Raw genomic sequence first — 21220 nt, 5'->3', positions numbered from 1 at the left:
GAAACCGGGTGCGACGGACCGGGGTTCAGCCACCCGCGCAACACGGTTGTGTGCAGCTCTACGAGAAAAGACAGACGAGCCATGACTGATTTCAGTCTGCTGAAAGTGAACACCCTGTGGCGAGGGGATTTATCCCCGTTCGGCTGCGAAGCAGTCGCAAGTCCGGCGACCACGGAGCATCTGAAACACCGAGATCGCTGGTCTTGGGGCCGCTTCGCAGTCCAACGGGGCGGTGCGACGATTCGATAAATCCCCTCACCACAGGGCAGATCAGCAGCTCATATCACTTCTGTTTTTCCAGTTGGTGGTATTTGCCATCCTTGTCCCACTGATAAACCACGTAGTCGGAGACTTTCAGGTCGCCCTTGGCGTCCCAGGTCTTCTCGCCCATCACGGTTTTCACCGGGTTTTTCTTCAGCCACTCAGCTGCTTTTTCGCCGCTGTTGGACTTGGAGCCATTGAAGGCAGCGGCCAGGGTCTGAACCGAAGCGTAGGCGTACAGGGTGTAGCCTTCAGGCTCGGTGCCGGCTTTACGGAACGCGTCTACCACAGTCTTGCTGTCTGGCAGCATGCGCGGGTCAGCGCCGAAGGTCATCAGTACGCCATCAACGAATTGCGGGCCGCCAGCGGTGGTCACCAGTTCGTCGGTCACGATGCCGTCATCAGACATGAACTTGACGTCTTTCAGGCCTTGTTCACGCAGTTGACGAACCAGAGGACCGGCTTCCGGGTGCAGACCGCCGAAGTAGACGACGTCGGCGCCAGCGCCGCGGATTTTGGTGACGATGGTGCTGAAGTCTTTCTCGCCACGGGTCAGGCCTTCATACAGCACCGGCTTCACGCCGCGTTTTTCCAGCTGGGCCTTGGTCGCGTCCGCGAGGCCCTGGCCGTAGGTGTCCTTGTCGTGCAGGACCACGACTTTCTTGCCCTTGAGCACGTCGACGATGTAGTCACCTGCCACGATCCCTTGCTGATCGTCACGCCCGCACATACGGAACATGGCACTCAGGCCGCGTTCGGTAACCGCAGGGTTGGTGGAACCCGGGGTGATTGCGATGATGCCTGCTTCGTCGTAGATCTCGGAGGCCGGAATGGTCGACGAGGAGCAGAAGTGACCGACCACGCCTGCCACTTTCTGGTTGGTCAGGTCCTTGGCGACCGTCACAGCCTGTTTCGGTTCGCAGGCGTCATCGCCCTTGACCAGTACGATCTTTTCCCCATTCACGCCGCCCGCTGCGTTGACCGCATCGGCCGCTGCCTGTGCACCCTTCATGTACTGCTCACCAAATGCTGCGTTGGCGCCCGTCATGGGACCCGCCACACCGATTTTCACATCAGCTTGTGCAAACGCAGAAACACCCAACGCAGCTGCCACTGCGAGGGCCAGAAAGCCTTTCTTGTAAAACGTCTGGGACATGAGGTGGTGCTCCAAGGTTTTTTTTTAGTTGGCACTGCGACTTCACTGAATGCTCAGAGCAAGGGCCGTGCCATCGGTTTTTTATTCTTGAACAAGTCGCTGCTTTATTGTTATTTCGACTGTTTCGGGCCCATTTTCATTGGGCGTGCAACCGTCTAAACCGCAGAAGGTGAAACCATTTATTTTTAACGGCGCAACCCGCATGCGCCATCATTGCAACCGCGGCGCCAAACGACGTGCAACCAGCCTGTAACAACGTGCGTCACCGAAGTGCACACTGCTGGTGCGGGACTGCTACAACCCGCACCTTTTACAGGCTAGACGCTGCGCGAAAAAGCGCCGCTTCCAGCAACAAATTTCAACAATCAAATCACGATCCGCAAGCACTGGCCCGCGTGATACAGCGAAAATCCGGCCTCATACAGACAGCTACGCAGGCCCACCCCAGCCAGTGGTTGCATGGGGGCGAAGGGAATCGGCAGTGCCTGAGGATTTCCGTTACACAAATAATCGGCAAAGGCTTTGCCGACTACAGTGCCAGTCGTCACGCCCCGACCGTTGTAGCCGGTGACTGCCACTAAACCGGGCGCCGGTTCGAACAGACGCATCAAATGATCGGGGGTGAAGGCGATGCAACCGGTCCAGGTGCACTCCCATTCCACCGGTTTGAGGTACGGAAAATAGTGCTGCTGAACCCGGTCGGCCCAGGCCTTGAGGAACCAGGTTGGCTTCTGATTGCCATTGCCCAGACTGCCGAGCAACAGGCGACCGTCTTTGTCGCGACGAATGCTGCTGAGTACCTGACGGGTGTCCCACGAACCTTGGCCACCAGGAAGGATTTGCTGCGCAGCCTCTTCGGTGAGCGGCACCGAGGCCACTTGATAGTAATAACCAGGGAAGAAGTTACGCCGAAGCTCTGTCCAGTCACCTTCGGTGTAAGCGTTGGAGGCGATCACGACTTGCTCGGCCAACACTGAACCCTGGGCGGTCTGCACCGACCAGCGTTGGCCCTGACGTTCAAGTCGAGTCACGGGAGAATGGTCGAACAGCTGACCGCCAAGGCCAATGGCCGCCTTGGCCAGCCCCGTGGTGTAAGCCATCGGGTTGATCGTGCCAGCACGTTGATCAAGCAATGCGGCGGCGATTTTTTTCGTACCGGTTGCCTGCTCGCAGGCTTGACCCGTCAGCAGTTCGACCGGTGCGCCGCGACGTTTCCACTGTTCTTCACGACTGCGCAAGTCCGCTTCGCCACGGGCGTTGTGCGCCATGTGCAGCGTACCTTCGCGGCGTAACTGGCAATCGATGTTGTACTTGTCCACAAGGCTGAACACCAACGAAGGCGCCGCCCCCAGCATGCGATTGAGCTGACTGCCAACCGCTTCGCCGAACCCGGCCTCGATGTCGTCCGGCGCAATCCACATGCCGGCGTTGACCAGCCCGACGTTGCGGCCCGAACCGCCATGACCGGCGCGATGGGCTTCCAGCACGCACACCGTTTTGCCTTGTTCCAGCAGATGCACCGCCGCCGACAGACCGGTGAAACCGGCGCCAATGACGCAGACGTCAACCGTGACTTCGCCCTTGAGCGCCGCGTTGTCGGGCCTTTGCGGCGTCAGTTTTTCCCACAGACACTCTTCGCGTAACGGCATTGCCAGACTCCAACAGAAACCTAACCAACACATTCATTGAATGGATGATCTATGTGGCGAGGGGATTTATCCCCGTTGGGCTGCGAAGCGGCCCCAAATAATGGGACTGCTGCGCAGTCCAACGGGGATAAATCCCCTCGCCACAAAAGCTCGCTCCTACAGGGGATCACCGGTCAGTCGAACGTAATACCCTGCGCCAACGGCAATTCCAGCGAGTAGTTCACGGTGTTGGTCTGACGGCGCATGTACCCGCGCCAGGCATCGGAGCCGGACTCACGACCACCGCCGGTCTCTTTCTCGCCACCAAATGCACCGCCGATTTCCGCACCGCTCGGGCCGATGTTGACGTTGGCGATGCCGCAGTCGCTGCCGACCGCCGACATGAACTGCTCGGCTTCACGCACGTCGGTGGTGAAGATGCAGGAGGACAGGCCTTGTGGCACGGCGTTGTTCAGGCGCAGGGCTTCGGTGAAGTCCTTGTAACCAATCACGTACAGGATCGGCGCAAAGGTTTCGTCGCGGACGACGTCGCTCTGTTCCGGCATTTCGACGATGGCCGGCGAGACGTAGTAAGCGTTCGGGTATTTGTCTTCCAGCTGACGCTTGCCGCCGAACACGCGACCGCCTTCGCTCAAGGCCTGCTCCAGCGCGTCCTGCATGTTGTCGAAGCTGTGCTTGTCGATCAGCGGGCCGATCAGGTTGCCTTCCAGCGGATTGCCGATACGCACTTTCGAGTAAGCGGCTTTCAGGCGGGTGACGATTTCTTCTTTCACCGATTCATGAGCGATCAGGCGACGCAGGGTGGTGCAACGCTGGCCGGCGGTGCCGACGGCGCTGAACAGGATGGCGCGAACAGCCATGTCCAGATCGGCGCTTGGGCCGAGGATCATCGCGTTGTTGCCACCCAGTTCGAGAATGCTGCGCGCAAAACGTGCGGCGATTTTCGGCGCCACTTCGCGGCCCATGCGGGTGCTGCCGGTGGCGCTGATCAGCGCGACACGCGGGTCATCGACCAGTGCTTCGCCGGCATCGCGGCCGCCGATGATCACCTGGCTCAGGTGCGGAGGTGCGTCGCTGAAATTTTTCAGCACGCGATCGAACAGCGCCTGGCAGGCCAGTGCGGTCAGCGGAGTTTTCTCCGACGGTTTCCAGATCACCGGGTTTCCGCAGACCAGCGCCAGCGTGGTGTTCCACGCCCAGACCGCCACCGGGAAGTTGAACGCGCTGATCACGCCGACGATACCCAGCGGGTGCCAGGTTTCGCGCATGTGGTGGCCAGGACGTTCGGAGGCGATGGTCAAACCGTACAGCTGACGGGACAGACCGACCGCGAAGTCGCAGATGTCGATCATTTCCTGAACTTCACCCAGACCTTCCTGAGTGATCTTGCCCGCTTCCCAGGACACCAGCTCGCCGAGGTCGGCCTTGTATTCACGCAGGATGTCGCCCAGTTGACGCACCAGTTCGCCACGGCGCGGTGCCGGGACCTTGCGCCACAATTCGAACGCATGATCTGCGCGACTGATGTGCTGCTCGACTTCAGCGGCGCCTTCCCAGTTCACGGCGGCGATCCGGCTGCCATCGATCGGCGAATGCACCGGCACTTTGCCGTTCTGGTACAGGGCCGGGTTCACACCAAGACGATCAAGCAATGCGGCAACCATGGGTCACTCCTCGAGCAAAAAACAGAAAACGTGCAGCCGGAATATCACGACTGATCAGACCTGTAGTTTTAGCTCGCCGGAGGTTACCCAACAAACGACCTTTAAGAGAGATATCATTCCGTTTATTCATGCTGCGAATTGCTGGTCAGCAAGAAACAAGAAAAAAGGACAACCCATGCTGAATAAACGCTACCTGCCGTCGATCACCGCGCTGCAGTGTTTCGAGGCCGTGACCCGGCATTTGAGCTTCACACGGGCCGCCGAAGAGCTGAACCTGACCCAGAGCGCGGTCAGCAAACAGGTCGCGCAACTGGAAGAATTGTTGCAGCACCTGCTGTTCCGCCGGGTGCGTCGACGCCTGCAAATGACTCCGGCCGGTGATTTGTACCTGGTCGAGGTACGAAAAATCCTCACGCAAGTCGAGATGTCGACCCACTACCTGCGTTCCTACGGCGGGGAAACCGAAGTCCTGCGTGTCTCGACCCCGCCGACCTTCGGCGCCCGCTGGCTGGTGCCCCGTTTGAAAGGCTGGCGCCTGCGCCATCCGTCGATCCACCTGGACCTGTGCAGCGAGCAGGAAGCGGATGATCTGCTGCAAGGTCGCAGCGATCTGGCGTTCTATTTCGGCCAGGGCTCACGGCCCCGCACCGAATGCCTGAAGCTGTTCGGCGAAGAGCTTGTTCCCGTGTGTGCACCGGGCAGCCTGCCGGCTACGCCGTTCACTGATCCAACCCAACTCACCGACCTGGTCCTGCTGCAAAACGCGTCGCGGCCGCAGGCTTGGCACGACTGGTTCGACAGTCAGGGTTACCACACCGAACACAGCTACCACGGCCCGCGCTTCGAAACCTTCTACATGTGCATCCGCGCTGCGCAGGTCGGCTGCGGCGTGGCGCTGTTGCCGCGGTTTCTGGTGGAAGAGGAATTGGCCGACGGCAAACTGGTCATTCCCTGGCAGCATGCGATGCCCAGCTCCGACGCCTATTACCTGGCGTACCCGGAGCATTCGGCGGAAGTGCCGAAGGTGCGGGATTTTGTGAAGTGGATGCTGGAGCAGATTGATAATCCCACCTCCGCTGACTGACCCTCTGTAGGAGCTGTCGAGTGAAACGAGGCTGCGATCTTTTGACCTTGATTTTTTAAGATCAAAAGATCGCAGCCTCGTTTCACTCGACAGCTCCTACATAGTCAACACAGAAATTGCTGGCAATAACCATCACCGATATGCGCCACTATCCGCATTCAAAGTGGAGAACCCCGTTATGAGCGAGAGCGTGTTTGCCGATCGCATCGTGCAGAACCTGCTCGACACCGACTTCTACAAACTGACGATGATGCAGGCGGTGCTGCACAACTACCCGAACGTGGAAGTCGAATGGGAGTTTCGTTGCCGCAACAGTGAAGATCTGCGCCCGTATCTGGCGGAGATCCGCTTCCAGATCGAACGACTGGCCGAGTTGAGCCTGAGCGCCGACCAGTTGAGTTTCATGGAGCGCATCAGCTTCATGAAGCCGGATTTCCTGCGTTTTCTCGGTTTATTCCGCTTCAACCTGCGCTACGTCCACACCGGCATTGAAAACGGCGAGCTGTTCATCCGCCTGCGCGGGCCGTGGCTGCATGTGATCCTGTTCGAAGTGCCGCTGTTGTCCATCGTCAGCGAAGTGCGCAACCGCTATCGCTACCGGGACATCGTTCTGGAGCAGGCGCGCGAGCAGCTTTATCGCAAGTTCGACTGGCTGACCGCCAACGCCAGCAGCGAGGAATTGTCCGAATTGCAGGTAGCCGATTTCGGCACCCGCCGTCGCTTTTCCTACCGCGTGCAGGAAGAAGTGGTGAACGTGCTCAAGCACGATTTCCCCGGACGTTTCGTCGGCACCAGCAACGTGCATTTGTCCCGGGAGCTGGACATGAAACCGCTGGGCACCATGGCCCACGAATGGATCATGGCCCACCAGCAACTCGGTCCGCGACTGATCGACAGCCAGATTGCCGCCCTCGATTGCTGGGTCCGCGAGTACCGTGGCCTGCTGGGGATCGCCCTGACCGACTGCATCACCATGGATGCCTTCCTCAACGACTTCGACCTGTACTTTGCCAAGCTCTTCGACGGCCTGCGCCATGACTCCGGGGATCCGGTGATCTGGGCAGAAAAGGCCATCGCCCACTATCAAAAGCTGGGCATCGACCCGATGAGCAAGACACTGACGTTCTCCGACAGCCTGACGCTGCCCAAGTCGCTGGAAATATTTCGCGCATTACGCGGTCGGATCAATGTCAGCTTCGGCATCGGCACCCACCTGACGTGCGATATTCCGGGTGTTGAACCGATGAGCATCGTGCTTAAAATGGCGGCCTGCAACGGCCAGCCGGTGGCAAAGATCTCCGACGAGCCTGGCAAGACTCACTGCAAAGACCCGAATTTCGTCGCTTATTTGCGACACGTTTTCAAAGTTCCTGCCGCCCTTTCCAGCACACCAAGCAAGGAGTGAATTCATGCAAGCCGTACAGCGTGAGATTGCTGAGCAGCTCAAGGTTCAACCGCCGTTCGCCGACAAGGCCGCCCTCGACGCGGAAATCGCCCGGCGCATTACCTTCATCCAGGATTGCCTGGTCAATTCCGGGCTCAAGACCCTGGTGCTCGGTATCAGCGGCGGGGTCGATTCCCTGACCGCCGGCCTGCTGGCCCAGCGCGCCATGTGTGAACTGCGCACTCGCACCGGTGATGACAATTACAAGTTCATCGCCGTGCGCCTGCCGTACGAAACCCAGTTCGATGAGCACGACGCACAGGCTTCGGTGGATTTCATCAAGCCAGATGAGCGCTACACCGTGAACATCGGCCCGGCGGTCAAATCCCTGGCCAATGAAGTGGCAGCCTTCGAAGGCAAGCATGCGGTCTCGGTGGATTTCGTCCTCGGCAACACCAAGGCGCGGATGCGCATGGTCGCCCAGTACACCATCGCCGGCGCGGCTCATGGCCTGGTGATCGGCACCGATCACGCGGCAGAAGCGGTGATGGGATTTTTCACCAAGTTCGGCGACGGCGCCTGCGACCTGGCCCCGTTGAGCGGCCTGGTGAAAAACCAGGTTCGAGCCATCGCCCGCAGTTTCGGCGCACCGGAATCACTGGTGGAAAAAATCCCGACTGCGGACCTGGAAGACCTGTCGCCGGGCAAACCGGACGAAGCGTCCCACGGCGTGACCTACGCCGAGATCGACGCGTTCCTGCACGGCGAGCCGGTGCGTGAGGAAGCGTTCAAGATCATTTGCGATACGTACAGGAAGACCCATCACAAGCGGGAAATGCCTTTTGCACCGTGATTCGTGAATGAATGAAAAAGCCCGCTGAAGCGTTGATCTTCAGCGGGCTTTTCTTTGGCTTAAGCATTTATCGATGCTGAGGGCCCCTTCGCGAGCAAGCCCGCTCCCACATTTGATCTATGTACGCCGCAGATCAAATGTGGGAGCGGGCTTGCTCGCGAAGAACGATGACGCGGTTAACCTGCTTACTTCAGCGTAACCGTGCCTTTCATCATCGAAATGTGGCCCGGGAACGAGCAGAAGAAGCCATATTTCTCGGCAGCATCAAGCTTCGACACATCGAAAGTCACCGAATCGGTTTCCTTGGAGCCGATGATTTTGGTGTGGGCGATGACGCGCGCATCACCTTCTTTCAGGTAGTTCTTGTCGATACCGGCGGCCAGACCATCGGTGGCGATCGGCTGCATGTCAGCCTCTTTGCTCAGCACCCAGTTATGGCCCATGACGTTTTTTGGCAGGTTGCCGGAGTGGGTCAGTTCAATGGTGAAGGTCTTGCAGCTTTTGTCGATTTCAATGGCCTTGGTGTTGAAGGACATTTGGTCAGTGGAGTCGATGGTTGTCTTGCACTCGGCAGCCATCAGTTGGCTGCTGGCCAGTGTCAGCAGGGATACCGCAACAAGTTTGGCAAACATGGTGAATCTCCAAGGCAGGGTTAACAAAAGTGCGAATGGACAGAAGACTGCCTGAAAACTTCGCAAGTTCCTATGATCTGTATCAAAAATTGTATACAACTTTCGAGCTATGACACCTATCGAAACAATATACCAGCCAGACATCCAGGTCGGCCCTATCATCAGGGCGTCCTCACGTATCCGGAGTGTCTGTCATGTCCATCAACAGCTTTTTGTGCAGTTTGCTCGCCGCTTACGCCTGTGGCGCCAGCGGCACCTTTGAAACGCCGCAACACGAAGTTTAGACCTTGGAGCGCCGCGCCTCTGCCTTTACTCTGTGGCCATCCTGACCATGGAGTAAGGCATGTCTTTAGCATCCGTTTGTGTATTTTGCGGTGCCAGCACTGGCACCAATCCGGCTTATCGTGAAGCGGCTGTCGCCCTCGGGCGAGCATTGGCCGAGCGCAAGCTGACCCTGGTCTATGGCGGCGGTGCCGTCGGGCTGATGGGGATTGTCGCCGATGCCGCACTGGCGGCCGGCGGTGAAGTGATCGGGATCATCCCGCAAAGCCTCAAGGAAAAGGAAATCGGCCACAGCGGCCTGACTCGCCTGGAAGTGGTCGACGGCATGCATGCGCGAAAGGCGCGGATGGCCGAGCTCAGCGATGCATTTATCGCGCTGCCCGGTGGTTTGGGTACGCTGGAAGAACTGTTCGAAGTCTGGACCTGGGGCCAGCTCGGCTACCACGGCAAACCGCTGGGACTGCTGGAAGTGAACGGTTTCTACAGCAAATTGACCGGTTTTCTTGATCATATCGTCGGCGAAGGCTTCGTTCGCGAAGCACACCGTGACATGCTGCAAGTGAGCGAATCGCCGCAAACCCTGCTCGATGCCCTGGACGCCTGGCAGCCGACCGTGGTGCCAAAGTGGACAGGGCAAAAACCCAGCTAACGGCTCGGCACCGATACAGGGCAGAATATGCGCCGCTCAACCTCACCTTCGACCCCAGAGGATCGCCCATGGCTAAACCTAATTATTCCTTCGCCAAACGTCAGAGAGACTTGGCCAAGGAGCAGAAGAAAGAGGAAAAGCTTCAGCGCAAGAAAGCTACAGCTGAAGAAGAAGCCGCCGCACTGAACCCGGAAGCAGACGGTGAAGTGGCCGCAGAAAGTGATGTTGAAGCACCGAAAGATCAGGCGCCCGACGCCTGAGACCCTCAGGGCCCGATGATCTGATCAGGCCCACCGGATCTGTGTCCAGGGTCAGCAGTTTCGCTGCTGACCCTCACTGTCCAACCTGAAATATCCCATCCCGAAAGAACTGCACATCCCCCCTGTGGGAGCGGGCTTGCTCGCGAAAGCGGTGTGTCATTCAACATTTATATCGACTGATACACCGTCTTCGCGATGCAAGCCCGCTCCCACAGGGGATTTGCATTAATCCAATGGCATTACGGTGACGCGGACCTCAGGGTCGTGATTACCGCCCCCCAGAATCACCCCCCGCAACGGCGAAACATCGGAAAAATCCCGGCCCCAGGCCAGGGTGATGTGTTCGAGTGCCGGCTGCACATTGTTGGTCGGATCGAAATCCACCCAGCCCAGCACCGGGCAAAAAACCGAAACCCAGGCATGCGAGGCGTCGGCACCGATCAGCCGTGGCTGGCCAGGCGGTGGCTGAGTCAGCAGGTAACCGCTGATGTAACGAGCCGCCAACCCACGGGAACGCACGCAAGCGAGCATCAGGTGAGCGAAGTCCTGGCACACCCCGCGCCGGCGCTCCAGCACTTCCACCAGCGGCGTCGCCACCTGGGTCGCTTCGGCGTCGAAGGTGAATTCGCTGAAGATTTTCTCCATCAGCGCCTGAACACCGAGCAACAGCGGCCGGCCCACCGGGAAACAGCTCTCCGAGAAACCGACGAAGTTGCGCTTCAAATGCACATAGGGCGATTCGAACCGGAAACGGCAAGCTTCCAACAATTCGGGCGAAAGCGGCTGGCCGCTGTAGGTCAGTGCGTTGCGGGTTTCTTCCCAGGCCGGAGATTGATTGAAATCGAGCGTTGGCCGGGACAGCACTTCGACGGTGAGCCGGGCGTTGACCAATAATTCATCGTGCGGCCGCTCAAAGGCCAGTCGGGTCAGCGGGTTGCCGAACACGTCCAGCTCGTCCCGGCGCGATGTCGGGTCGGGGCTGATCTGCAATTGCTGCTCGGTACAGCGCTGCCAGGTACAGGCCCGTGGCCAAAGATGCGCCAATTGCTGGGCGAGGGACACCGGGCTGTCGTAGTGATAATGGGTGTCGTGGAAAATCTGGTAACGGACGCTCATCAGACGGACACCGTGCGCTGGCTGACATCATCGACATGAGCGAAATGGCGCAACGCCAGACGATCCGACACTTGCCCGCTGGCATCAGCGATCTCTTGCAGCAGATCGGCCAGCCCCTCAATGGCGGAACGAACGCTGGCTTCGCCGAACAGCGAATTCTCCAGGCATCCCAGATCGAAGCGCGCCAGCCGCTCCACCAATTGCGGCAGACCCACTTCGCGCGGCACAGCAAAATCATCGTTCAAACGTTTGAGGGTGCGGGTCACCAGCTTCAACTGGAACAGCACCGCGTGCGGGTTCTGCTCGTCGAGCAGCAACAGGTCCAGCACCGGGATCAATTGCGCCACGGCCAGATACCGCGAGCGGTAGGTGATGCTGCTGTTGCCCAGTTCCAGCAACCACTCCAGCCCGGCCTGATCGAAGGCGCCGCTGCCGCGCAGGAACGCCGCCAGGCTGCCGCTGAGAAATTGCAGGCGCTCGATCCGTCGGCCGATCATCAGGAAGCGCCAGCCTTCGTCCCGGGTCATGTCGTCGAGGGCAAAACCGGACAGCGCCGCCAGCGACATCACCAGACGGTTGAGAAAATCCAGCAACTCGCCGAAATCCGGTTCTTCGGTTTCCAGCTCGATAGCCTCGCGTTGCAACTCTACCAACGCCTGCCAGTTTTCCCGCGAGAGCTTGCCGCGCACCTGCGAAGCCGCCCACTGCAAGCGCTGCAGGTTGGAACGTAGGCTGAACGGCCAGTCATCGCCGAGCAGCGCCGCCAGTAACCGTTCAGGCAATTCACCTTCATCAGGCAACAACATCAACCGCTCACCCAGCTCGACAGCCGCTTCCAGTGCTTGCGGATCGTCGCCATCGACATAGCGCGCCAGCATGATCCGCAGCAACCGTGCGCTGTCATCGCAGCGTTCACAGTAACGGCCGAACCAGAACAGGTTTTCCACCACCCGCGACGGCAGATACGGATCGCGCCGCACCAGGTCGTGCACGCCGATGCTGCGCTGGGCTTTCCACTGCTCGCCGCTGGGCGGCCGATCCCCGAGTACCCAAGTGTCCTTGCTCGCGCCGCCGCGTTGCATCGACACCACTTCGGCGTCGGCTTGCGCGGCAACCCGGGTCAAACCACCGGGCAGAACCCGATAGCCGTCGCGACTGGCCACCGCATACACGCGCATGCCGATGGCCCGGGGTTGCAAATGACCATCCTCGGCTTGCCAGATCGGCGCCTGAGATAACTGAGCCAGTTCTTGCGCCACGTAGGCGTAAGGTCGAGCCTGCATGCGCTCGGCAAGAACCTGACGCTGTTTTTCACTCAAATCACGGCCAGACACCGGAGCGAAGCTCTGCGACGGAAACGCTGGCTTGATCAGCAATTCCGGGAGTTTTTTCAATGCTTCGGCCAGCACCGGCCCTTCGCCGCACCACCACGTGGCGATGGACGGCAGGATCAGTTCTTCGCCGAACAGGAATTGATTGATCTTTGGCAGAAAGCCCAGCAGTCCCGGCGATTCCAGTACGCCACTGCCGAGTGCGTTGGCCACCAGCACGCGTCCCTGCCGAACGGCTTCGAGCAGCCCCGGCACACCGAGCGCCGAATCGGTACGCAGTTCCAGCGGGTCGCAGAAGTCATCGTCGAGCCGGCGCATGATCGCGTGGACCCGGCGCAGGCCGCTCAAGGTTTTCAGGTAAACCGTGGCATCGCGCACCGTGAGGTCGCCGCCCTCCACCAACGGATAACCGAGCTGCCGCGCCAGATACAGGTGTTCGAAGTAGCTTTCGTTGAAACGCCCCGGCGTCAGCAGCACGATCAGCGGCACTTCATCATCGCTCGGTGCCTGACGGGCCAGGGTTTCCTGCAGCGTGCGGAAGAACCCCGCCAAATGTTGCACCTTCAAATCACGGTACAACTCGGGAAAGGCCCGGGACACAATCGTGCGATTTTCCAGGGCGTAACCGGCACCGGACGGTGCTTGAGTCCGATCCGCCGTCACCCACCAGCGACCGTCGGGCGTGCGCGCCAGATCCACGGCATACAGATGCAGAAAGGCCCCGTCGGGCGGGGTGATGCCCTGACAGGGCCAGAGGAAGTTGTTGTGACCGAATACCAGCTCGGCAGGCAAAAGACCTTCGGCGATCAACCGTTGCGGTCCGTACAGATCGGCCAGTACCGCGTTCAGCAGACGCGCCCGTTGAGCGATCCCGGCCGATAACTGCGCCCACTCATCAGCGGCAATCACATGCGGCAGCAGGTCCAGCTCCCACGGCCGATCGGCACCCTTGGGGTCGGCGTAGACGTTGTAGGTCACGCCGTTTTCCTGGATCTGCCGGGTCAACAGCGCCTGACGCTGCACCAACTGCGCTGGCGTGCTGCGTTGCAACTGGTCGAACAGCCGCCGCCAGTGCGGACGCACGGCGCCGCTGTCGTCGAGCAGTTCGTGATACGTGCCCGCCGTCAGCGGGTAGCGGTCTAGCAGGTCAGGCATGGAAAGCTCGGCAGACAGCAAGGAACGGTCAGACTAACGCAGCTCATGACGCCCGGATATACGAAAAATCCGAGCGTCGTGTACGGTTTAGAAACGTCGCAAATCGAGAGTCATCGGCAGCTCGTCGTTAATTTCCAGAATCGGTATAGGAAGTTTCCCTGGGCTGTGTCCGATGCGGAAGAAACGCGCCATCCGCCGACTCTCAGCCTCATTGGCGTTCACCGGCAAGCTGTCGTAGTTGCGCCCGCCCGGATGGGCAACGTGGTACTGACAGCCACCCAGCGAGCGCTGCATCCAGGTGTCGAGCAAGTCGAACACCAGCGGCGCATGGACCGGGATCGTTGGTTGCAGGCAGTTGGCCGGCTGCCAGGCACGAAAGCGCACGCCGGCGACGAATTCGCCCACGCGCCCGGTGGGCTGCAAGGGCACGGGAACGCCGTTGCACGTCAACAAATAACGCTGCGGTGGCAGGCCGGTGAGCTTGACCTGCAAGCGCTCCAGGGACGAATCCACGTAGCGCACCGTGCCGCCGACCGCGCCCTCCTCACCCAGCACATGCCAAGGCTCCAGCGCCTGACGCACTTCCAGCTCGATGCCGCTGACCGCGTAATCGCCAACCTTGGGAAAGCGAAATTCCAGATGCGCCGCAAACCACTCGGCCCGCACCGGATAACCCGAGGCGTTGAGATCAACGATGACGTCGGCGAAATCCTGCTCGATAAAGTGCGGCAACAGGAACCGGTCGTGCAACTCCGTACCCCAGCGCGCCAGTTTCGGCGGCGCATAAGCCTCGCGCCAGAACCGCGCGACCAGCGCTCGCAGCAACAACTGCTGAGCGAGGCTCATGCGCGCATGCGGTGGCATTTCAAATGCACGTAATTCCAGCAAGCCAAGGCGCCCCGTCGCACCGTCCGGCGAATAGAGTTTGTCGATGCAAAACTCGGCGCGGTGGGTGTTGCCGGTCACGTCGATCAGCAGGTTGCGCAGCAGCCGGTCCACCAGCCATGGCGCGCATTCCTCGCCCGGTTCGGGCATTTGCGCAAAGGCAATTTCCAGCTCGTACAACGCATCGTTGCGGGCTTCATCGACGCGCGGCGCCTGGGACGTCGGGCCAATGAACAATCCGGAAAACAGGTAGGACAAGGACGGATGGTTATGCCAGTAGCTAATCAGGCTGCGCAGCAGATCCGGGCGACGCAGAAACGGTGAGTCAGCCGGTGTCGCGCCACCCAGTACGAAATGGTTACCGCCGCCGGTGCCGGTGTGGCGACCATCGATCATGAATTTCTCGGTGGTCAGGCGGGTCTGGCGCGCTTCTTCGTAGAGAAACTCGGTGCGCTCGACCAGTTCGTCCCAGGTCGCGGACGGCTGCACGTTGACCTCGATCACGCCCGGGTCCGGGGTGATGCGGAAGTTGCTCAGGCGTGGATCGCTCGGCGGCTCATAGCCTTCCAGCAGCACCGGGCAATTCAATTCCTGCGCCGTGGCCTCGATCGCGGTGACCAGCTCCAGATAATCCTCAACCCGCTCCAGCGGCGGCATGAACAGGTACAACCGCCCTTCCCGTGCCTCGGCGCAAAACGCGGTGCGCGTCAGCCAGTCGGCGGACTCGTCGAACTCCAGATCCCGCTCGATCGCTTCGGCCGCGGCGCCCGGGCTGTTCAACTGCTGAGTGTCTGGAAGCGCCGGGAATTCCTGATTGGGGTCGTTGGGATAGATGAACGGGTACTCGGCGGCTTTCACCCAAGGTTGCGAACCCAGCGGCAAGCGATAACCCAGCGGCGAATCCCCCGGCACCAGTCGGCAGTGCTCGTCGCGCAGATACCAGCGACCGCTTTGCCATTGATCACCCTTGGCAGAGCGGGCCAGCGGCAGGACCTGGCCGATCACTTTATCCAGGCCCTGACTGAAGACTTTGCGCAGGCGCGCACGCTCCAGCGGTTCTTCCAGGCGTGAGTCTTCGGCGCTGACGTTCTGCGGTAAAGCGCCTTCGCGCCAGAGGTAATAGAAATTGTCTTCGTAGGCCGGGAACACAAAACGTGTCGGAATTTTCAAACGCTCGGCGACACTCGCCAGAAAACGCCCGGCCAGTTCGCCATCGGCGCCGTAATCTTCCTGTTCATCGGCAATCAGCGCGCCGTTGTGCCAGATCGGCACGCCGTCGCGGCGCCAGTAACAGTTCAGCGACCAGCGTGGCAGCTGTTCGCCGGGATACCACTTGCCTTGACCGAAATGCACCAGGCCCTTGGGTGCGTAACGTTTGCGCATGCGCTGAAACAGTTCGGCGGACAGGCGACGCTTGTCCGGCCCGAGCGCAGCGGTGTTCCATTCGGCGCCGTCCGGATCGTCGATGGAGACGAAGGTCGGCTCGCCGCCCATGGTCAGGCGTACGTCGCCTTCCAGCAGGTCGGCATCGATCTGCCGGCCCAGCGCCTGGATCGCCAGCCATTGGTCTTCGGTGTAGGGCTTGGTGACCCGCGGCGCCTCCCAAATCCGCTCCACGGACATTTCGTGGGTGAATTCGCACTCGCACGGTTCCACCAGGCCACTGATCGGTGCCGCAGAGCCCGGATCGGGACTACACGCCAACGGAATGTGTCCTTCACCGGCAAACAGCCCTGACGTCGCGTCCAGGCCAATCCAGCCGGCACCGGGCAAATAGACCTCGCACCAGGCGTGCAGGTCGGTGAAGTCCACTTCGGTGCCAGAAGGGCCGTCGAGGCTTTTGACGTCGGCGGTCAGTTGAATCAGATAGCCGGAGACGAAGCGCGCCGCCAGCCCAAGGTTGCGCAGCAGTTGCACCAGCAACCACGCCGAGTCGCGGCAGGAACCGGAGGCATGTTCGAGGGTGTGTTCGGGGGTCTGCACACCGGGTTCCATGCGGATCAGGTAGCCAATGTCCTCGCTCAAACGCTGATTTAGCGCGACGAGGAAATCCACGCTCGGCAGCGGCGTGCGGTCTATGCCGTCCAGGTACGCCTTGAATTTCGGCGTCAGCGGCAGCGTTTCCAGATACGGCGCCAGCTCCTTGCGCTCGTCCGCGGCGTAGGTGAACGGGATTTTTTCCGCGTAGGGTTCGAGGAAGAAGTCGAACGGATTGAATACCGCCATTTCGGCCAGCAGATCGACCTCGATCCGCAGTTCCTCGGTTTTCTCCGGAAACACCAGACGCGCCAGGTAATTCCCCTGGGGGTCTTGCTGCCAGTTGATGAAATGCTGCTCGGGCGAGACTTTCAGCGCATAGGACAATATCCGCGTGCGACTGTGGGCAGCCGGGCGCAGGCGAACGATCTGTGGGCCGAGCTCGACGGCGCGGTCGTAGCGGTAATGCGTAACGTGGTGCAATGCGACATGAATCGACACGGCGTGCCTCCTGCGAGCCTTAAGCGTTATCGAAAGCGCGCAAGACTTATGCCATGCAGTGGCGCTGGCGCTTTCATAGAGTTGCTTAAGGCAGTACAGCACCAAAATCGCGCGATGCGGGAATTTGGTTTGGGGGAGATGCACGGATTTGTGGCGTTCAGTTGCATAGTCGCCGCCAACTCTGGCCTCTTCGCGGGCAAGCCCGCTCCCACAGTGTTTGCGGTTGCCCCCAATTCGGTGCCCACAACAAGTCCCTGTGGGAGCGGGCTTGCCCGCGAAGAGGCCAGTGACCCCAACACAGCTTCCGACCAACACACCGATTTCCGTGGCGCAGAAACGCAAAACGCCAACCCGAAGGTTGGCGTTCTGTTCAGCTCAAGCGAGGTTTAGCGCGGCACAACCGGCTTACGCGCAGGCTTCGGCCCTTTGCCTTTGGCGGCATCCTTGCGCTCCTTGGCCGCCTGCTGGTTGCGGGCGAACGCCGCAGCCTTGGCCTGTTCACGCTTGTCCCACGGGTTGCCGCCATCGCTGGCACGCGGTGGCAGGCCGGTGTGCTGGGTCAGGATCTTGGTGGTTTTCTCACCCGCCACTTTATGGCTGCCGGCTGGCGTCGAGTTCTTGCGACGGGCGCTCTGGTAGCTGTCGGTTGCCGGCTGATGCAGCGGGATCAATTGGTTCTTGCCCGGCCCGATCAGGTCGGCGCGGCCCATGCGGGTCAGCGCTTCACGCAGCATCGGCCAGCCTTTCGGGTCGTGATAACGCAAGAACGCCTTGTGCAGACGACGCTGCTCTTCGCTCTTGACGATGGTCACGGCGTCGCTCTTGTAAGTGACCTTGCGCAGCGGGTTCTTGCCCGAGTGGTACATCGCGGTGGCGGTGGCCATCGGCGACGGGTAGAACGCCTGCACCTGGTCGGCGCGGAAGCCGTTGCCCTTGAGCCACAAGGCAAGGTTCATCATGTCTTCGTCGGTGGTGCCCGGGTGTGCGGCGATGAAGTATGGAATCAGGTACTGCTCTTTTCCCGCTTCCTTGGTGTACTTCTCGAACATGCGCTTGAACTTGTCATAGCTGCCGATGCCCGGCTTCATCATCTGGTTGAGCGGACCTTCCTCGGTGTGTTCCGGGGCGATCTTCAGGTAACCACCGACGTGGTGGGTCACCAGCTCCTTGACGTATTCCGGCGACTCGACCGCGAGGTCGTAACGCAGGCCGGAAGCAATCAGGATCTTCTTCACACCCGGCAAGGCACGGGCGCTGCGATACAGCTGGATCAACGACGAGTGGTCGGTGTTCAAATTCGGGCAAATGCCAGGGAACACGCACGACGGCTTGCGGCACGCGGATTCGATTTCCGGGCTCTTGCAGGCGATGCGGTACATGTTCGCGGTCGGGCCGCCGAGGTCGGAAATGACGCCGGTGAAGCCCGGGACCTTGTCGCGGATCTCTTCGATTTCGCGAATGATCGACTCTTCGGAGCGGTTCTGGATGATCCGGCCTTCGTGCTCGGTGATCGAGCAGAAAGTGCAGCCACCGAAGCAGCCACGCATGATGTTCACCGAGAAGCGGATCATGTCGTAGGCCGGGATTTTCTCCTTGCCGTACGCCGGATGCGGGATACGCGCGTAAGGCATGCCGAACACGTAGTCCATTTCTTCGGTGGTCATCGGAATCGGCGGTGGGTTGAACCAGACGTCGACTTCGCCGTGCTTCTGCACCAACGCGCGGGCGTTGCCGGGGTTGGTTTCCAGGTGCAGCACGCGGTTGGCGTGAGCATAAAGCACCGCGTCGCCACGGACTTTTTCAACCGATGGCAGACGAATCACGGTCTTGTCGCGGGTCATTTTCGGGCTGGCCAGGATCTGTACGACCTTGGCTTCGCTCGGGTCTTCAACCGGACCTTTTTCCTGCTCGATGGCGCAGGCCTGAGTGTCCTGGGTGTTGACGTACGGGTTGATGATCTTGTCGACCTTGCCCGGACGGTCGATGCGCGTGGAGTCGACTTCGTACCAGTCTTTCGGCGTATCGCGACGGATGAACGCGGTGCCGCGCACGTCGGTGATGTCTTCGATCTTGTGACCGTAGGACAGACGCTGGGCGACTTCGACGATCGCACGCTCGGCGTTGCCGTAGAGCAGGATGTCGGCGCAGGCGTCGATCAGGATCGAGTTGCGCACCCGGTCCTGCCAGTAATCGTAGTGGGCGATGCGGCGCAGGGACGCTTCGATACCGCCAAGAACGATGGGCACGTTCTTGTAGGCTTCCTTGCAGCGCTGGCTGTAAACCAGGCTCGCGCGATCCGGACGTTTGCCCGCCATGCCACCAGGAGTGTAGGCATCATCGGAACGGATTTTCTTGTCCGCGGTGTAGCGGTTGATCATCGAATCCATGTTGCCGGCCGCGACGCCGAAGAACAGGTTCGGCTCGCCGAGCTTCATGAAGTCGTCTTTGGACTGCCAGTTCGGCTGGGCAATGATCCCGACGCGGAAGCCCTGAGACTCCAGCAGCCGGCCGATGATCGCCATGCCGAACGACGGATGGTCAACGTAGGCATCACCGGTGACGATGATGATGTCGCAGGAATCCCAGCCAAGCTGATCCATCTCCTCCCTGCTCATCGGCAGGAATGGCGCTGGACCGAAACATTCGGCCCAGTACTTTGGATAGTCAAATAACGGCTTGGCTGTTTGCATGACGATGACCGGTGTTGAGATGAAAAATCGCGGGCGCGGAATATAGCACAAAAAATGACCAATTCCGACGGCTATGGTCGGAAATTACGCGTAACCCATGTGGGAGCGGGCTTGCTCGCGAAAGCGGCGTGCCAGACAACATCACTGTCAGCTGCCACACCGCCTTCGCGAGCAAGCCCGCTCCCACAAAGTTATTCGTCGTCGAAGTTGTAGCTACCCGGCGCCAGGTTTTCGAAGCGGGTGTACTTACCGATGAACGCCAGTCGTGACGTGCCGATCGGGCCGTTCCGCTGCTTGCCGATGATGATCTCGGCGATGCCTTTGTGCTCGGTTTCCGGGTGATAAACCTCATCCCGGTACACGAACATGATGACGTCGGCATCCTGCTCGATCGCTCCGGATTCCCGGAGGTCGGAGTTGATCGGGCGTTTGTTCGGTCGTTGCTCCAGGGAGCGGTTGAGCTGGGACAACGCCACCACCGGGCAATTGAACTCCTTGGCCAGGGCTTTCAAGGAACGGGAAATCTCGGAAATCTCGTTGGTCCGGTTGTCACCGCCAGAGCCCGGAATCTGCATCAATTGCAGGTAGTCGATCATGATGAGTGCAACGTCGCCATGCTCACGCACCAGACGCCGGGTCCGAGCGCGCATTTCCGAAGGGCTGATACCCGCCGTATCGTCGATGAACAGCTTGCGGTCGTTGAGCAGGTTGACTGCCGACGTCAGACGCGGCCAATCGTCGTCATCCAGGCGACCGGCACGGACCTTGGTCTGGTCGATACGCCCCAGGGACGACAACATACGCATGATCAGCGATTCGCCTGGCATCTCGAGCGAGTACACCAACACGCACTTGTCGCTGCGCAACACGGCGTTTTCCACCAGGTTCATCGCAAAGGTGGTTTTACCCATGGACGGACGGCCGGCGACGATGATCAGGTCAGCCGGCTGCAGGCCGCTGGTCTTCTCGTCGAGGTCGGTGTACCCGGTCGACAAGCCAGTGATGGCGTTGTCGGTATTGAACAAGGTGTCGATGCGGTCGATAGCCTTGGTCAGCAGGTCATTCACGCTCACCGGGCCGCCGGTTTTAGGCCGGGCCTCGGCGATCTGGAAGATCTGCCGTTCGGCTTCGTCGAGAATCTCTTCAGCGGTTCGGCCTTCCGGGTTGAAGGCGCTGTCGGCAATCTCGGTAGCGATGCCGATCAACTGCCGCAACGTCGCCCGCGCGCGGACGATCTGCGCATAGGCCTTGATGTTGGCGACGGACGGCGTGTTTTTCGCCAGCTCGCCGAGGTAACCAAGGCCGCCGACTTGCGAAGTCTGACCTTCCTTGTCCAATTGCTCGGCAAGGGTCACGACGTCGATCGGGGAGTTCTGATCGGCGAGCTTGGCGATCGCGCGGAAGATCAGGCGGTGGTCATGCCGATAGAAATCGCCGTCGGAGACTTGATCGAGCACGCGCTCCCAGGCGTTGTTGTCCAGCATCAGACCACCGAGCACAGCCTGTTCGGCCTCGATGGAATGCGGAGGCACCTTCAGGGAAGCGGTTTGCAGATCGTATTGCTCGGGAGCGGAAATATCGTTCATGGCCACTAGAAATTGGGGGTTTCAGAAAGACAAAGGGCACGACCTGTAAACAGGATCGTGCCCGATGTTACCGACAAGCACCCGAGGGTGCCAGCCGACAAGTGC

The 21220-nt window shown here is 60.2% G+C and carries 14 protein-coding genes; 5 read left to right on the top strand and 9 right to left on the bottom strand.

What is annotated here, in order from left to right:
• Nucleotides 1-283 precede the first annotated feature (283 nt).
• The 3 genes from ACA073_RS02855 to amaB form a co-directional block, all read right to left on the bottom strand.
• Nucleotides 284-1417 (bottom strand): branched-chain amino acid ABC transporter substrate-binding protein, encoded by a 1134-nt coding sequence (locus ACA073_RS02855; RefSeq protein WP_497401488.1) that lies wholly within the window; start codon nt 1415-1417, stop codon nt 284-286.
• 365 nt (nt 1418-1782) lie between these two features.
• Complete coding sequence (gene amaA / locus ACA073_RS02850; RefSeq protein WP_497401486.1) at nt 1783-3066, bottom strand: L-pipecolate oxidase; 1284 nt, start codon at nt 3064-3066, stop codon at nt 1783-1785.
• 173 nt (nt 3067-3239) lie between these two features.
• The gene (gene amaB / locus ACA073_RS02845) at nt 3240-4730 is read right to left on the bottom strand and encodes an L-piperidine-6-carboxylate dehydrogenase (protein WP_497401485.1); all 1491 of its coding nucleotides are present in this window, start codon (nt 4728-4730) and stop codon (nt 3240-3242) included.
• A gap of 175 nt (nt 4731-4905) precedes the next feature.
• On the opposite strand from amaB, the gene ACA073_RS02840 reads away from it, so the two are divergent.
• The 3 genes from ACA073_RS02840 (at nt 4906) to nadE (ending at nt 8051) form a co-directional block, all read left to right on the top strand.
• Nucleotides 4906-5814, top strand: coding sequence for a LysR family transcriptional regulator (locus ACA073_RS02840; RefSeq protein ID WP_497401484.1), 909 nt, complete (start codon nt 4906-4908; stop codon nt 5812-5814).
• A 178-nt stretch (nt 5815-5992) separates the two neighbouring features.
• Entirely contained in the window at nt 5993-7219 is a 1227-nt protein-coding gene (gene pncB, locus ACA073_RS02835) for a nicotinate phosphoribosyltransferase (protein WP_497401482.1), read from the top strand.
• A 4-nt stretch (nt 7220-7223) separates the two neighbouring features.
• Nucleotides 7224-8051 (top strand): NAD(+) synthase, encoded by an 828-nt coding sequence (nadE, locus tag ACA073_RS02830; protein ID WP_497401480.1) that lies wholly within the window; start codon nt 7224-7226, stop codon nt 8049-8051.
• A gap of 185 nt (nt 8052-8236) precedes the next feature.
• Here the strand turns inward: nadE and azu are convergent, their stop codons facing one another.
• Nucleotides 8237-8683 (bottom strand): azurin, encoded by a 447-nt coding sequence (azu, locus tag ACA073_RS02825; protein WP_497401478.1) that lies wholly within the window; start codon nt 8681-8683, stop codon nt 8237-8239.
• A gap of 343 nt (nt 8684-9026) precedes the next feature.
• Here azu and ACA073_RS02820 point away from each other — a divergent pair, with 343 nt between their 5' ends.
• Nucleotides 9027-9614, top strand: coding sequence for a cytokinin riboside 5'-monophosphate phosphoribohydrolase (locus ACA073_RS02820; RefSeq protein ID WP_497401476.1), 588 nt, complete (start codon nt 9027-9029; stop codon nt 9612-9614).
• A gap of 68 nt (nt 9615-9682) precedes the next feature.
• Nucleotides 9683-9874 (top strand): hypothetical protein, encoded by a 192-nt coding sequence (locus ACA073_RS02815; protein ID WP_407014587.1) that lies wholly within the window; start codon nt 9683-9685, stop codon nt 9872-9874.
• Nucleotides 9875-10099: 225 nt separating this feature from the next.
• On the opposite strand, the gene ACA073_RS02810 is transcribed toward ACA073_RS02815, so the two are convergent.
• The 5 genes from ACA073_RS02810 to dnaB form a co-directional block, all read right to left on the bottom strand.
• Nucleotides 10100-10990 (bottom strand): transglutaminase family protein, encoded by an 891-nt coding sequence (locus ACA073_RS02810; protein WP_497401474.1) that lies wholly within the window; start codon nt 10988-10990, stop codon nt 10100-10102.
• Nucleotides 10990-13476, bottom strand: coding sequence for a circularly permuted type 2 ATP-grasp protein (locus ACA073_RS02805; RefSeq protein WP_497401472.1), 2487 nt, complete (start codon nt 13474-13476; stop codon nt 10990-10992). The genes ACA073_RS02810 and ACA073_RS02805 overlap by 1 nt, the downstream gene beginning before the upstream one ends.
• Nucleotides 13477-13563: 87 nt before the next feature.
• Nucleotides 13564-16839: a transglutaminase family protein gene (locus ACA073_RS02800; RefSeq protein ID WP_497401470.1), complete on the bottom strand. Its 3276-nt coding sequence runs from the start codon at nt 16837-16839 to the stop codon at nt 13564-13566.
• A 386-nt stretch (nt 16840-17225) separates the two neighbouring features.
• Entirely contained in the window at nt 17226-19529 is a 2304-nt protein-coding gene (locus tag ACA073_RS02795; RefSeq protein ID WP_497401468.1) for a YgiQ family radical SAM protein, read from the bottom strand.
• Nucleotides 19530-19720: 191 nt separating this feature from the next.
• Nucleotides 19721-21115, bottom strand: coding sequence for a replicative DNA helicase (gene dnaB, locus ACA073_RS02790; protein ID WP_008035349.1), 1395 nt, complete (start codon nt 21113-21115; stop codon nt 19721-19723).
• Between the last annotated feature and the right edge of the window lie 105 nt (nt 21116-21220).

This window comes from Pseudomonas sp. LBUM1670 (assembly GCF_059695695.1).
This window is presented reverse-complemented; position numbering and strand designations above follow the sequence as displayed.

Coding starts and splice junctions, on each gene's coding strand:
- ACA073_RS02855 (WP_497401488.1), bottom strand. CDS start 1,417: ATGTCCCAGACGTTTTACAAGAAAGGCTTTCTGGCCCTCGCAGTGGCA.
- amaA (WP_497401486.1), bottom strand. CDS start 3,066: ATGCCGTTACGCGAAGAGTGTCTGTGGGAAAAACTGACGCCGCAAAGG.
- amaB (WP_497401485.1), bottom strand. CDS start 4,730: ATGGTTGCCGCATTGCTTGATCGTCTTGGTGTGAACCCGGCCCTGTAC.
- ACA073_RS02840 (WP_497401484.1), top strand. CDS start 4,906: ATGCTGAATAAACGCTACCTGCCGTCGATCACCGCGCTGCAGTGTTTC.
- pncB (WP_497401482.1), top strand. CDS start 5,993: ATGAGCGAGAGCGTGTTTGCCGATCGCATCGTGCAGAACCTGCTCGAC.
- nadE (WP_497401480.1), top strand. CDS start 7,224: ATGCAAGCCGTACAGCGTGAGATTGCTGAGCAGCTCAAGGTTCAACCG.
- azu (WP_497401478.1), bottom strand. CDS start 8,683: ATGTTTGCCAAACTTGTTGCGGTATCCCTGCTGACACTGGCCAGCAGC.
- ACA073_RS02820 (WP_497401476.1), top strand. CDS start 9,027: ATGTCTTTAGCATCCGTTTGTGTATTTTGCGGTGCCAGCACTGGCACC.
- ACA073_RS02815 (WP_407014587.1), top strand. CDS start 9,683: ATGGCTAAACCTAATTATTCCTTCGCCAAACGTCAGAGAGACTTGGCC.
- ACA073_RS02810 (WP_497401474.1), bottom strand. CDS start 10,990: ATGAGCGTCCGTTACCAGATTTTCCACGACACCCATTATCACTACGAC.
- ACA073_RS02805 (WP_497401472.1), bottom strand. CDS start 13,476: ATGCCTGACCTGCTAGACCGCTACCCGCTGACGGCGGGCACGTATCAC.
- ACA073_RS02795 (WP_497401468.1), bottom strand. CDS start 19,529: ATGCAAACAGCCAAGCCGTTATTTGACTATCCAAAGTACTGGGCCGAA.
- dnaB (WP_008035349.1), bottom strand. CDS start 21,115: ATGAACGATATTTCCGCTCCCGAGCAATACGATCTGCAAACCGCTTCC.